Raw genomic sequence first — 13,888 nt, 5'->3', positions numbered from 1 at the left:
AGCCCGCGTGTCAGAAACAAGCGCGCAACCCCCTTTCACGATCGTCTGCTTCGCCACCGTGATGGACGCGCTTTGCGCGATCGTCGCCGAAAAAGGCCGCGCCGCCCATATCCCCGCCCCCATGGTCCACCTGATCTGGATCCGCCTGCGCAACCTCACCGCCCGCTTCCTCGCCGCCCTCGCGCGCGGCGCCCAACCAACAAGGCCAAAGCGCCCCGCGCCCAAACCCCAAGCCGCGGCGACCACCGAACCGGACACCGCACAGACCCACCAACCGCGCCGCAAACGCCTTACCCTGCCGCGCAGCGAAGCCTGGCTCTACCGCCTGCTCCCCGAGACCGGCTTCGCCCGCTTCACCCTGCAGCACCTCCTTGGCGACCCCACGTTCGCGGGTCTCCTGCAAGCCAACCCAAAACTCATCCGCATCCTCACCCCGCTCTACAACGCGATGGGCGTCGACCTGCCAACCGAACCGCCGTTCTTCCCCGACCAACCGCCCGTCACGGAATCCCGCCGCCACATCATCTTCGGCGCGCCCAAACCCGATGCGCCCGAACCCGTTGCACCCGAACCCGACGCACCCCAACTCGCACACCCGGAGTTCAAAAAACGACCCGCCTGACTCCGGCACTTTGCTGCGCCCGTTTAGTTACGTTATCGTAATAAAATAGACGATCAGCGGCCCGCGAACCCATGCCCTCACCCCGTCCCAGCCCCAATCCACCACCCAATTCCATCACAATCGCGTGATAATCCCCGACCTATGACGCCGCCGCGCCCCGTCTTTCCCCCGCCGATCCGCCGCCGCGAAATATTATTTCGTGAAAAACCAGCATCCCCCGCCCCGCCCGATCCCGGCTCGCCACCCCCAAGCAGCAAACCAAAACATCCGCCCCCGCCGCCGCTGCCCGCCGCAAACCGCTGATTTATCTCGCCAATCGCCCGCATTCTGCACATATTCAACGCAGGGAAGACACGCCGTTCACGGTGGTCGCAATTCGAACGCACCGCTCAGGTGCAGGAGCGAACCGCGTTATGAAAACCGCTGAACACGCGCGCGACGCGCGCTACACCGCCGAAGCCGGGCCGATGATCCTCACCGGCACCCAGGCGCTGATCCGCCTGCTGCTCACCCAGCGCCGGCGCGACCGTGCGGCCAGCCTCAACACCGCCGGCTTCCTCTCCGGCTACCGCGGCTCCCCCCTCGGCGGGCTCGATATCCAGGCCTTCGCCGCCGCCAAGGCGCTCGAAGCCGAAAACATCGTCTTCAAACCCGGCCTCAACGAAGACCTCGCCATGACCGCGGTCTGGGGCTCGCAGATGACCCCGCTGTTCCCCGGCCACACCGCCGACGGCGTCTTCGCCATGTGGTACGGCAAGGGCCCCGGCGTCGATCGTTCGGGCGATGCGATGAAACACGCCAACTACGCCGGCACCACCCGCCTCGGCGGTGTCCTGGTCGTCACCGGCGACGACCACGCCGCCAAATCCTCCTCGATCGCCAACCAATCCGAACAGGCCCTGATCGCCGCCGGAATCCCCATCCTCGCCCCCAGTTCGATCCCCGATATTCTCACCCTCGGCCTCTACGGCTGGGCCGCCTCGCGCCACTCCGGCCTCTACCTCGGCTTCAAGACCGTCGAGGAAATCATCGACTGCACCGCCTCGATCATCATCGATCCCGCCATCCCGATCATCATGCCGGACATCGACCCGGCTACCGTCGCCATGCGCCTACACGAACCAATCCTGGTCCAAGAATCAAGGGTCCTCCGCGTCCGCCACCCCGCCCTGCTCGACTTCGTCCGCGCCAATCCGGTCAACCGCATCATCGATCCCGCCCCCGGCGCCCGCATCGGCATCGTCACCGCCGGCAAATCCTTCCTCGATGTCGAACAATCCCGCACCGATCTCGCCCTCGCCGGCATCCGGATCCTCAAACTCGGCATGACCTGGCCGCTCGAACCCGACATCATCCGCGCCTTCGCCCACGGCCTCGAAGAAATCATCGTCGTCGAGGAAAAACAGCCCCTCATCGAAACCCAGATCAAGACCATCCTCTACGGCACCGCCAACGCCCCCAGGGTCCTTGGCAAGACCGACGATCGGGGGCTCACCCTGCTCAAAGCCGAATCCGATCTCTCCGCCGCCGAAATCACCCTGGCCCTGGGTGACCGCGTCCAACGCATCCACCCCACCGAAGCCCGCGCGACCAGCCTCGCCAACCTCCGCGCCAATATCGACATCGCCCGGAAACTTGATTTCGGCGCCCACCGCACCCCGCATTTCTGCTCCGGCTGCCCCCATTCCACCTCGACCGTGGTGCCCGAGGGCTCCCGCGCCATGGCCGGCATCGGCTGCCATTACATGGTCACCTGGATGGACCGCGAAACCGACGTGTTCAGCCAGATGGGCGGCGAAGGCGTCGCCTGGATCGGCCAGGCCCCCTTCACCACCGAACAACACGTCTTCGCCAATCTTGGCGACGGCACCTACCACCACTCCGGCAGCCTCGCGATCCGCGCCGCGATCGCGGCAAAAGCCAACATCACCTACCGCATCCTGTTCAACGACGCCGTGGCGATGACCGGCGGCCAACACGTCGATGGCCCGCTCAGCGTGCCCCAAATCACCCGCCAGATGGCCGCCGAAGGCGCGTCAAGAATCGACATTGTCACCGACGAGCCGGAAAAATACCTGGGCGTCACCGACCTCGCCGCCGGCGTCACCATCCACCACCGCCGCACGCTCGACGCGCTCCAGCGCACCCTGCGCGAAACCCAAGGTGTGACCATCCTGATCTACGATCAGACCTGTGCCACCGAAAAACGCCGCCGCCGCAAACGCGGCACCATGGTCGACCCCGCCAAACGCGCCTTCATCAACGAGCGCGTCTGCGAAGGCTGCGGCGACTGCTCGAAAACCTCCAACTGCGTCTCCGTCGTCCCGGTCGAAACCGCATTCGGCCGCAAACGCGCGATCGACCAATCCTCCTGCAACAAGGATTTCTCCTGCGTCGAAGGCTTCTGCCCCAGCTTCGTCACGATCCACGGCGCAGGCGTCAGAAAACCCGAAATCACCTTGGCCAACGCCCCCGAAAACCTCCCCGAACCCACGCTCCCGAGCCTCGACCGCCCGTGGAACGTCGTCATCGCCGGCATCGGCGGCACCGGCGTCGTCACCATCGGCGCCCTGCTCGGCATGGCCGCCCATCTCGACGGCAACAAGGTCTCGGTGCTCGATGTGCTCGGCCTCGCCCAGAAAGGCGGCGCCGTGGTCTCGCACGTCCGCTTCGGCGGCGCCGCCGGCACCGGCCAGTCGCTGCGCATCCCGCAAGGCCAGGCCGATCTCCTCCTCGGCTGCGACGCCCTGGTCGCCGCCGAACACGAAACCCTCGACTGCCTGGGCGACACCACCACGGCCGTGGTCAATCTGCACGAAACCATCACCGGCGATTTCACCCGCGACCCCGATTTTTCCCTGCCGATGCGCCGCCTGCGCACCACCATCGCGCAGCGCATCGGCGAACCGAACCTGGCCACCATCGAAGCCACCAAAATCGCGACCGCCCTGATGGGCGACGCCATTGCCACCAACCTCTTCGTCCTCGGCTACGCCTGGCAGGCCGGCAAAATCCCGGTCGCCCGCACCTCGATCGAGCAGGCCATCAACCTCAACAACCAGGCGGTCGCCCTCAACCTCGCCGCCTTCGCCTGGGGCCGCGCCGCAGCACTCGATCTCGAAGCGGTCACCGCCAAACTGCCCGGCCGCACCAGCAACGCCGCCCCGGCCGATCTCGACAGCGTGATCGCCCGCTTCCGCGACGAGCTGATCGACTACCAGAACACCGCCTACGCCGGGCGCTACATGGCCCTACTGGCTGAAGTGCGCCACGCCGAGCAGCGCATCCGCCCGGGCTCGACCGCATTGACCGAAGCCGTCGCCCGCAATTTCTACAAACTGATGGCCTACAAGGACGAATACGAAGTCGCCCGCCTCTACGCCGCCCCCGCCTTCCGCGCCGCGATCGCGGCCCAATTCGAAGACGGCGCAACGATCAAATTCAACCTCGCCCCGCCGTTGCTGGCCAAGCGCGACAAGCGCACCGGCCATCAGCAAAAGCGCGAATACGGCGCCTGGATGCTGCGCGTGTTCGGCGTGCTGCATCATTTCAAAATCCTGCGCGGCACCGCCCTCGATCCGTTCGGCCATACTGCGGAACGCCGCAGCGAACGCGCCCTGATCGCGCGCTACGAAACCTCGCTGCGCGCGGTGCTGCCCCGGTTGAGCCAGGCCAATTTCGGCCGCGCCGTCGAACTCGCAGGCCTGCCGGCACAGATTCGCGGCTACGGCCATATCAAGGCGCACAATCTCGCCGCGGTCGAACCGCTCTGGGCCAGCCTCGATGCCGCATTCACCCCAACGGCCCCGGCCCAAGCCCCGCAACCGTTCGGCATCGCCGCCGAGTAGCGCCACGGTCCCGGACTTGAGTCACAAAATGCATCGGTTCGTTACACAGCATCGACCTATATGCCATGCATCGGCATCGCATCATCGGTGCCCCATTGAATGGAGAACGCTCATGCTATCCCGCGTTTTGCCTGCGAAGTTCAACCGCACGATGCTCGCCGCGGCGACTGCCGCGCTGGTCGGAGCCACCATGGCGATCCCGCAATCCGCCTACGCCTGGTGGGGCGGACCGCGCTTCGGCATCGGCATCTCGATCCCGCTGGTGGTGCCGGCACCGCGCGTTTATTACCCGCCGCCGCCGGCCTATGCCTATTACGGCCCGCCGCCGGCTTATTACCGCCCGCCCCCGCGCGTCTGGATTCCGCCGCATCGCAACTGGGCCGGTGCCTGGGTGCCGGGCCACTGGGTCTGGCGCTAACTAGGCGCGAAACACCGAAGCGGGATACCCCTGCACGAACAGCAGGGCCCGCAGATCGGCGTGATCGACATGCAGCCTGGTCTGTTGCCGCAGCACCGGCCTGGCATGATAGGCGATCCCCATGCCCGCATCGGTGATCATCGCCAGATCATTGGCCCCATCGCCCACCGCCATCGTCGCCCCGAGTTTGACGCCGCGCAGCGCCGCAATCTCGTGCAGCGCGGCGCGCTTGGCGTCGCGATCCAGGATCGGCTCGCCCACCGCCCCGGTCAGGCGCGAGCCATCGTCGAGCAGGTTATTGGCCCGATGAGATTCGAATCCTAATTCAGCCGCCACGCGGCCGGTAAAATACGTGAACCCGCCCGAAACCAGCGCGGTCACCGCGCCATGCGCGCGCATGGTGGCAACCAGTTCGCGCGCGCCCGGCATCAGTTCGGTTTTGCGCCAGGTGCGTTCCAGGGCCGTGATATCCAGGCCGCGCAGCAGTGCTACCCGCTCACGCAAAGCTTCGGCGAAATCGATCTCGCCGGCCATCGACCGCTGGGTGATCGCCGCGACCTGTGCGCCGACCCCGGCTTCGCCGGCCAGTTCATCGAGCGTTTCGGAGGTGACGATCGTACTGTCCATATCCGCGATCAGCACCGCCTTGCGCCGGCCGCGCGCCTTGACGCACAGCGCATCGATCGGCGCGCCTTCCAGCGCCTCGGCGATGATGTCGCGCTCAGGCTCCATCATGCAGGGAATTTCCGCCGCCTCGCCCGGCGAAAGCCACGCCGCCTCGCCGCCCGCGATCGATCGGCGCACGCGCTCGACCATGGCATCGGTGAGCGAAACCTTGCCGCGCGGAGCGACCAGCACCAGAACGAATTTCATGGAGACATCGCCTAAAGCAATCAGCCCCGGTTCGACAAGCGCGCCAAACGCCCGTCCGATGATCGTCATCGCCGGGCCGACCGCCTCGGGCAAGTCCGCGCTGGCGCTCCAAGTCGCGACCAGGTTTGGCGGCACCATCATCAATGCCGACGCGATGCAGTGCTACGCCGATTGGCGGATCATCACCGCGCGGCCGAGTGCGGCCGATGAAGCGGTCGCACCCCACGCGCTCTACGGCGTGCGCGCGCTCGATCAACCGGTCGATGCGGCGTGGTGGCGGGCGGCGGCGCTGCGCGTGCTGGAAACCGTATCCCTGCCGATCCTGTGCGGCGGCACCGGGATGTATCTCAGCGCGCTGATCAACGGCATCTCCGCCATCCCCGACCCCGGCAGCGCGGCACGCGCCGAGGCACGCGCGCTGCTCGACCGGCACGGCCCTGCCTGGCTGCACGACTGGCTCGCGGCACGCGACCCGGCGACGGCGAGCCGGCTCCGCCCGTCCGACCCGCAGCGCCTGGCCCGCGCGGCGGAGGTCTGGCTCGGCACCGGCCACGGGCTTGCGCATTGGCACGCGCTGCCGCGCGCACGCCTGATCGGCTACCGGTTGGGCGTGGTGTTGCTCGATCCGCCGCGCGATGAACTGCGCGGCGCGATCACCGCGCGGTTCGCCGCCATGCTCGATGCTGGCGCGCTGGATGAAGTGCGGCAGGTGCACGCGCGCAACCCCGATCCCGCGCTGCCGGGGCTGCGGGCGCATGGCGTGCCGGAGTTGCGCGCGCATCTGGCCGGCGAATTGACGCTCGCGGCGGCGGCAGACCGCGCGATTGCCGCGACGCTCGCCTATACCAAGCGCCAGGGCACCTGGTTTCGCCACCAGAGGTTGGTCGACGCGGACGCAACGCAGATGATCCATGCGCGATTCAGCCATGCAACGCAATATTCGGAAAGTCTTGACCGTTATTTTATTTCACTTATTAACGATAACGGTTGACGCATAGGGTCACCCCGCGCTACCCGTAAGCCTTGCTGATACAGGACCAATTGATGAACGCGCTCAACACCACCGCCGTCTCCGGCGCCGAAACCCTGCTCCGCGCCCTGCGCGCCCAGGGCGTAGATGTTATTTTCGGCTATCCCGGCGGCGCCGTGCTACCGATCTATGATGCGCTGTTCCAGCAGAACGCCATTCGCCACATCCTGGTCCGCCACGAACAGGCCGCGGTCCACGCCGCGGAAGGCTACGCCCGCTCGACCGGCAAGACCGGCGTGGTGCTGGTCACCTCCGGCCCCGGTGCGACCAACGCGGTCACCGGCCTGCTCGATGCGCTGATGGACAGTATTCCGCTGGTCTGCCTGACCGGCCAGGTCCCCACCCATCTGATCGGCAACGACGCATTTCAGGAAGCCGACACCACCGGCATCACCCGCCAGGCGACCAAGCATAACTACCTGGTCAAACGCTCGGAAGACCTCTCGCGCATCGTGCACGAAGCCTTCTACGTCGCGCGCACCGGCCGGCCCGGACCCGTGCTGGTCGATCTGCCCAAGGACATTTTGATCAACCCCGCCCCCTACGACGAACCCGCGACCGGACCACACCGCAGCTATCGGCCGCAGACCGAACCCGACCCCGCCCGCATAGCCGAAGCGATCCGCCTGATCAAAGCGGCACGCCGGCCCATTCTCTACACCGGCGGCGGCATCATCAACGCCGGCCCCGAAGCCTCCGAACTGCTGCGCGAATTCGCCCGCCTCACCGGCGCACCGGTCACCTCGACCCTGATGGGCCTCGGCGCCTTCCCCGCCGCCAACCCCGCCTTCCTCGGCATGCTGGGCATGCATGGCACCTACGAGGCCAACCTCGCCATGCACGGCTGCGACGTGATGGTGAACCTCGGCGCACGGTTCGACGATCGGGTGACCGGCCGGCTCAACGCCTTCTCGCCGGGCTCGAAAAAAATCCATGTCGATATCGACCCCGCCAACATCAACAAGAACGTCGTGGTCGACGTGCCGATCATCGCGGACGCCACCCTGGCCCTGCGCGCGCTGATCGACGCCTGGAAATCCGACGCCACCCGCCAGGACCGCGGCGCACTGGCCGATTGGTGGGCGCGCATCGAAACCTGGCGCGCCAAGGACTGCCTGAAATTCACCCAGAGCTTCGAACCCGGCGCCACCATCAAACCCCAGCACGCGATCCAGCGCCTCTGGGAACTCACGCGCGATCGTGAAACCTACATCACCACCGAAGTCGGCCAGCACCAGATGTGGGCCGCCCAACACTACCGCTTCGAACACCCCAACCGCTGGATGACCTCCGGCGGCCTCGGCACCATGGGCTACGGCCTGCCGGCGGCCATGGGAACCCAGCTTGCCCACCCCGACGCGCTGGTGATAGATATCGCCGGTGAGGCGAGCATCCTGATGAACATCCAGGAAATGGGCACCCTCGCACAATACCGCCTGCCGGTGAAAATCTTCATCCTCAACAACGAATACATGGGCATGGTCCGCCAATGGCAGGAACTCCTGCACGGTAGCCGCTACTCCGAAAGCTACTCCGCAGCATTGCCCGATTTCGTTAAACTCGCCGAAAGCTTCCACGCCGTCGGCCTCCGCGCCAACACAATCGATGACCTCGACCGCGTGATCATGGACATGATCGCCTCGGACCAACCCGTTATCGCCGATATCCACGTCGACCGCTTCGAAAACTGCTTCCCCATGATCCCCTCCGGCGCCGCGCATAACGACATGATCCTCGGGCCGGAACACGAACAGGAAGCGCGCGATATCACCGATGAGGGGTTGGTGCTCGTCTGAAGGGAAGCAAAGTTAAGTACTGCTTTTTTGTAAAAAAGCAGCAAAAAACTTTTAGTCCTTTGGGTCCTCGCCTCTGAGTACTGCAGCACCTCACTCGTCATTGCGAGCGAAGCGCGGCAATCCAGCCCCGCCACCATAACCTACCCTTGAGTAAAGCCCCAGACCATGAACGCCATCGTCGAACAAACCCTCCGCTCCGCCACCATCTCCGTCCTCGTCGAAAACGAATCCGGCGTCCTCGCCCGCGTCATCGGCCTCTTCTCCGGCCGCGGCTACAACATCGACAGCCTCACCGTCGCCCCCGTCGAAGACGACCGCCGCAAAAGCCGCATCACCATCGTCACCACCGGCACCGAACTCGTCATCGACCAGATCAAAGCCCAACTAGACCGCCTCGTCCCCGTCTACCGCGTCTCCGACCTCTCCCGCGAAGGCCCACATTTGGCCCGCGAACTCGCCCTGATCAAAGTAATAGGCCAAAACCAAAACCGCGCCGAAGCCCTCCGCCTAGCCGACGCCTTCCGCGCACGAGTTATTGATGCAACCACTGAGAGTTTCGTGTTTGAATTGACCGGGGCGACAGATAAGTTGGACGCATTTCTGGATTTGATGCGGCCATTGGGGTTGGCGGAGGTTTCAAGGACGGGCGTTGCTGCGATTGCGCGGGGGGTTCGAACGATTTAAGGCGAAGAATAGTTGAAGACAAGATAGCGGCAGAAGAGCAAATTGAAGTGAATCGGATGAATTTAGGTCATCGAGCCAGATGTTGTGGCAATCAAAAGTGAGAAGGAAGCATTTTTTATTTTTTTGTGCGTTCTTTATAACGACCCCGCTCTCAAAGGCCGATGTAAGGATCAATGGGTACATATGCACGACAAATTTCGGGGTCGGCTACACTTTTGTACAGAAAAAATGGCGACCTGGAAACTTTAAAGATAAACGCGCATATATCATAACTAGATACAATATATCTAATGACCCTGGTCTTTCTGCATTGGTAGGCGGCAGAAAAGAAATATTAAGTGGCCACTACATGTATGCTGAAAAATTAGTTGGCAACAAATTCTGGGATGCCGCCTGCGCTGACGAGAGTTTTCCAAGTTTGGCGAGTTCAGACTCAATATCATGCGTAGGGTTCAATGGTTTTACACTCAGAGTAAATACCCAGAACCTAAGATTCGAAGCCGTTTATTACGGGGGTTACACTGCCCCAAGTGACGTGGACACAGATACACCAGCGATTGAAATTGGAAACTGCTCAGTTTATTAGACCGAAGGATATTTCAGCAAAGGAGGTATTGGCCAGCCGTAAACTGGCATATCCTTGTCTTCATTCCCCTGCAGAAGAGTAAACGCCTGTAGCGCTTTGGGCGAATCCGGCTTGTATCAATTCTATTTTATTGGCTTACTACCGTAGCCTAACGTCCCGGATCGTGAGACGTCACTGCCCATCGCAATTCGTGCGTGCCCAGTCAGGTAAGCATGGCGTCCAATAAATATTGTCGAATTTTTGTAAATAACACCTTAAAATTACCCACCAGAAAAAAGATAGCGTTCGGTGACACTATGCGTTAAAACAGCCGGCAGAATTTAAGTTTTACAGGGAACTATGATGTCAGACGATTTTCGTCAAAAACTTAAGGTTTTCGCATCTCGTATGGTGGCCCTCGCGCCCCGTTGCACCAATGAAGAAAGCACGAAGCTTTTCCTTATCCTGCCGTTCCTGAATTTTCTTGGCTATGACGACCGGAACCCCGACGAAGTCTGCCCCGAACACGGCGCTGACTTCTCCGAGAAATACAAAAATCGTGTAGATTTCGCGATCCTCAAGGGTACGTCTCCGGTCATTGCCATCGAGTGCAAAACGCTTGGCTCACCGTTGAAAGACGACCGCGGCCAGCTTCGTTCCTATTTCAACGCAGCCCCCACCGTCAAAATGGGTGTGATCGCCGACGGATTGGTTTACGAATTTTACGCGGATTCCGACGAACCGAATATGATGGATCAAACCGCCTTTTTGGCGATCGATCTACGTGAGGTCGCCAAAGGTAAGATCGAAGATTCTGTCGAGGAAGGTTTAAAGAGCCTTCAAAAAAGCAATTTTGACCCGGAAAATATCGGCGCTGAGGCAAAGCGGAAACTCATTTTCCAGAACGTGATTCAGCAGATAGCGAAGCTTGCAGAAGACCCAAGCGAGCCATTTGTTCGCATGCTTCTACAAAACGCAGGCTTGAGCCATATCCGCACAAAGGCTTTAACTGAATTCCGAGAGATAACCCGCAGCGCCTTTCGCGAGTTTATAAATCTCCGAATTCTCCAGCGACTTGACATACCCGCAAAAGACAAAGAACTGGAAAAATCGTTGTCCCCAACTGAAAGTCCCGTCAGTGAGATAACCGTCAAGACCGATGAAGCTTCATTGCCGACAGCATCAGAGTTGGAAGTATTTAATTACGTCAAGCGCCGGCTTGCTTTTCTAGTTAAAGAAAACAATATGTTTGAAGAGATCGAGAACATAGAGTTCCGAAAATATAAAGGCAAATTTGTAGTGTTTCACAAGCGCGAACGGGCTGGTCGCCTATTCGACCTATACGAGAGCAAGACAAAGAAATATTCGTTCGACTTCGGGACAGGCGCTGGCGGCGAGACATCTACAGACAATCTGCTCGAGATCGATTCTCCGTTGTCTGCCATCTTCGCGAAGAGAGTCGCCGAAAATGAACCGACCTCAAAGAAGCAAAATTCGGTCAAAATCGCCTGAGACAATGAGCAAGCTTGGGGCGGAAGAGCGCAGGCGTAATCCGCCTCTAGTCTCATTGCGCGACCCAACGGACCTACATAGCGTCCGCCATTGCGCCCCCTACTCAACCGACCCCAAATTCGCCATCGCCTATGCAGCAGCCCCTAACGCAAAACAAAAAACTGCTCCGCCCTCGAATAGATAATATCCTGTTGCCTCATCGAACGCGACCCGCGCGATGGCATTGGGAGGCCCGCTCGCCATCGCGCATCCCACAACGCCAGCCATAACGTACCGCTGTCCGATCTTCGGCATCCCCGGTATCGTCTTGTACGCATAAGCCGCCCTTCGCCGACGAACGTCGGTATAAACCACGCCCGTCCGGCAACTCTCATCAGCCGGACTGATAAACCGATCAGGACCGATCGTCAGTTTCATCCCGACATGTTTGTGAAACGCCCTTCGATCAGCCGCATCACACGCCACGCTAACAACCCGTTTCACCGTCCAAACCCGATGCCAACGCAGCCTCGCAGCCTGCGCCGGACCGCCGACCAGACATGCCGCCAACAACAGAACCCAACCGATCATCGCGCGAACCGCTTTCCGGGATTGCCCACCCCCCCACGTTAGCGCAATACTTGCCAATGCCCATTCGGATGTTCCAGCTGCCCTTGGGCCAAGCCGCACGTCGATGAACGATCTCTTCCCCGAAGATCGGGCGCGCCTGAACCTCGACCCCGGTGCGGAACTGCTTGGCGGCTTTGCGTTGCCAATCGAACATGCGCTGCTCGATGCGATCGCGACGATTGCCGCCGCCGCACCGTTCCGTCATCTCGAAACGCCGGGTGGGCGGCGGATGTCGGTGGCGATGACCAATGCCGGGCGGCTCGGTTGGGTGTCCGACCGGCTTGGGTATCGTTACGACCCCACCGATCCGCTCACCGGCCAGGCGTGGCCGGTGATGCCGGCGCTGTTTGCCGCACTGGCACGGAATGCCGCCGCGGCGGCGGGTTATGATGGGTTCGCGCCGGAGGCGTGTTTGATCAACCGTTATGAACCGGGTGCGCGGTTGACGCTGCATCAGGACCGTGACGAGCGCAATCTCGACCAGCCGATCGTGTCGGTGTCGCTCGGTGTTGACGCGCGGTTTTTATGGGGCGGGTTGGCGCGCAGCGATCGCACGCGCCGGATTGCGCTGCATCATGGCGATGTCGTGGTCTGGGGCGGGCCGGCGCGGCTGGTGTTTCACGGCATTAATACTTTGGCCGCCAGTACCCACGCGCTGACCGGCGGGCTGCGCTATAATCTCACGTTCAGGCAGGCGACTTGAGTTTAACGCCATCCGTATGTCCGACGGTTGAGGGCCCGCGTGATGCGCGTGCCAATGATTGACTCGTGATGGCCAGGTCCGTGTTAATGCCTTGATCCCGCCTACCGATTTCGCCCACCCTGTGCAAACGACACCGGCATACAATTCGCCCCAATCTTGACCGGCGCTGCTTCGTGGTATTGGAAACTATTGTGGTTGGTCAGGTGCGGGTCGCCGGTAAATTGCGGGCTGACCCAAGGTACGCTGCAATCACGGGCATCGATCAGGATTTGGTTGGCTTCCGAGCCGCTGTATATTGTCGCGTAGAGAAAATGCGAACCCGCTTGAAAGAACGATGCATCGAAAATGCCGGTCTTGACAGAGCAGGTCGTGCCAGACGGTTGGGTGATGACCAGCGGGCCTTCCCAAGCCGCGGCGCTGGCTGGGTCGTCGGGGCTGATCAGATGACCTTTAAACATCCCGAATTTTATGAACGGACCGTGATTGTGAATCGGTTTGATTGGGCAAATGGCGGCGGCCTGGGCGTATCCGAGGGTTCCGACCAATGTGGCCAAAAGCGCAAGATGCTTTCTATTCATTTCACGTGACCTTTCGATAACGCCTTAACCGGGTAAGCGAAATAAAGAACTTGGCTCAACGGGGACGGCGCACCCGCCAAGTGGGGATGTGTTCTCATCGTGATTGGGTTGTTCCACATACCGCTCGCAACCCATGCCGTACTGAGGCTTGCATCTGTCCGGCCAATACCATTTAGGCGCCCCCAGTATCCCATAGGATGCCCGGTTGTCGACCAGCCAGGCACTACGACGACGACATGGCCGTGGCCGGCCTCGGTTTCACCGCCGACGACGAAATACTCCTCGGCCGATAGTTTTGCGGCTCTTGCCGGGTCCCTTCCGAGGTTAATCCAGCCGGGCGCTTTTGCGAAATAGGCGACTAAATTATTTGCCAATAATGCGGGTAATTCGACTCCGGCGTCACGCGCTACCTGCCTCAGATAACCACTGCAATCGCCACGCAAATGTGGATATTTTCGCCAAACCTTGTCGGCAATTCAGAATATTGGAAAATCGGCTTTGTTTATCATCGCAGGGGCCGCTTTTGCCATCATTAATGCCTCAAATTTCTTATGATTCCAAATTAACGGGCCATTGACTGCACGACAAGTGACGTTAAGTCCATCGATCGTCTGCCGTGCCGAACTTCGGGACACATCGCCAGACTTGCT

The 13,888-nt window shown here is 61.5% G+C and carries 10 protein-coding genes; 8 read left to right on the top strand and 2 right to left on the bottom strand.

The genetic code is table 11. The annotated features are described in order from the left end of the window. The first annotated feature begins 7 nt into the window (after window positions 1-7). From BW994_RS01045 to BW994_RS01035, 3 genes are all read left to right on the top strand, one after another. Window positions 8-622, top strand: a complete 615-nt coding sequence (locus tag BW994_RS01045; protein WP_139333935.1) for a hypothetical protein — start codon at window positions 8-10, stop codon at window positions 620-622. 413 nt (window positions 623-1,035) lie between these two features. Continuing rightward, complete coding sequence (locus tag BW994_RS01040) at window positions 1,036-4,470, top strand: indolepyruvate ferredoxin oxidoreductase family protein (RefSeq protein WP_029312437.1); 3,435 nt, start codon at window positions 1,036-1,038, stop codon at window positions 4,468-4,470. A 112-nt stretch (window positions 4,471-4,582) separates the two neighbouring features. Then, entirely contained in the window at window positions 4,583-4,888 is a 306-nt protein-coding gene (locus BW994_RS01035) for a hypothetical protein (protein WP_051657424.1), read from the top strand. Here BW994_RS01035 and serB read toward each other — a convergent pair whose 3' ends face one another. Then, window positions 4,889-5,761: a phosphoserine phosphatase SerB gene (serB, locus tag BW994_RS01030; protein ID WP_029312435.1), complete on the bottom strand. Its 873-nt coding sequence runs from the start codon at window positions 5,759-5,761 to the stop codon at window positions 4,889-4,891. A gap of 58 nt (window positions 5,762-5,819) precedes the next feature. Here serB and miaA point away from each other — a divergent pair, with 58 nt between their 5' ends. The 5 genes from miaA (at window position 5,820) to alkB (ending at window position 12,660) form a co-directional block, all read left to right on the top strand. Next, complete coding sequence (gene miaA, locus BW994_RS01025) at window positions 5,820-6,752, top strand: tRNA (adenosine(37)-N6)-dimethylallyltransferase MiaA (protein ID WP_029312434.1); 933 nt, start codon at window positions 5,820-5,822, stop codon at window positions 6,750-6,752. Window positions 6,753-6,805: 53 nt separating this feature from the next. Then, window positions 6,806-8,587 carry an acetolactate synthase 3 large subunit gene (locus BW994_RS01020; RefSeq protein WP_029312433.1) on the top strand — a complete coding sequence of 594 codons (1,782 nt, stop codon included), beginning with the start codon at window positions 6,806-6,808 and terminating at the stop codon, window positions 8,585-8,587. A 165-nt stretch (window positions 8,588-8,752) separates the two neighbouring features. Beyond that, window positions 8,753-9,271: an acetolactate synthase small subunit gene (ilvN, locus tag BW994_RS01015; RefSeq protein ID WP_029312432.1), complete on the top strand. Its 519-nt coding sequence runs from the start codon at window positions 8,753-8,755 to the stop codon at window positions 9,269-9,271. Window positions 9,272-10,199: 928 nt separating this feature from the next. Further along, window positions 10,200-11,348, top strand: a complete 1,149-nt coding sequence (locus BW994_RS01010) for a type I restriction enzyme HsdR N-terminal domain-containing protein (RefSeq protein WP_162176805.1) — start codon at window positions 10,200-10,202, stop codon at window positions 11,346-11,348. Between the two features lie 673 nt (window positions 11,349-12,021). Further along, window positions 12,022-12,660 (top strand): DNA oxidative demethylase AlkB, encoded by a 639-nt coding sequence (alkB, locus tag BW994_RS01005; protein WP_029312430.1) that lies wholly within the window; start codon window positions 12,022-12,024, stop codon window positions 12,658-12,660. Between the two features lie 101 nt (window positions 12,661-12,761). Here alkB and BW994_RS01000 read toward each other — a convergent pair whose 3' ends face one another. Continuing rightward, a complete protein-coding gene (locus tag BW994_RS01000; RefSeq protein WP_139333933.1) occupies window positions 12,762-13,238 on the bottom strand; it encodes a hypothetical protein in 477 nt (158 codons plus the stop codon). Window positions 13,239-13,888: the final 650 nt, after the last annotated feature.

This window comes from Acidiphilium rubrum (genome assembly GCF_900156265.1).
GTDB classification, from domain to species: Bacteria; Pseudomonadota; Alphaproteobacteria; order Acetobacterales; family Acetobacteraceae; genus Acidiphilium; species Acidiphilium rubrum.
This window is presented reverse-complemented; position numbering and strand designations above follow the sequence as displayed.

Bases quoted from the DNA above. Each gene is read 5' to 3' on its own strand.
- BW994_RS01010 (WP_162176805.1), top strand. From the start codon at position 10,200: ATGTCAGACGATTTTCGTCAAAAACTTAAGGTTTTCGCATCTCGTATG.
- BW994_RS01020 (WP_029312433.1), top strand. From the start codon at position 6,806: ATGAACGCGCTCAACACCACCGCCGTCTCCGGCGCCGAAACCCTGCTC.
- BW994_RS01000 (WP_139333933.1), bottom strand. From the start codon at position 13,238: ATGAATAGAAAGCATCTTGCGCTTTTGGCCACATTGGTCGGAACCCTC.
- BW994_RS01040 (WP_029312437.1), top strand. From the start codon at position 1,036: ATGAAAACCGCTGAACACGCGCGCGACGCGCGCTACACCGCCGAAGCC.
- alkB (WP_029312430.1), top strand. From the start codon at position 12,022: ATGAACGATCTCTTCCCCGAAGATCGGGCGCGCCTGAACCTCGACCCC.
- BW994_RS01035 (WP_051657424.1), top strand. From the start codon at position 4,583: ATGCTATCCCGCGTTTTGCCTGCGAAGTTCAACCGCACGATGCTCGCC.
- serB (WP_029312435.1), bottom strand. From the start codon at position 5,761: ATGAAATTCGTTCTGGTGCTGGTCGCTCCGCGCGGCAAGGTTTCGCTC.
- ilvN (WP_029312432.1), top strand. From the start codon at position 8,753: ATGAACGCCATCGTCGAACAAACCCTCCGCTCCGCCACCATCTCCGTC.
- miaA (WP_029312434.1), top strand. From the start codon at position 5,820: ATGATCGTCATCGCCGGGCCGACCGCCTCGGGCAAGTCCGCGCTGGCG.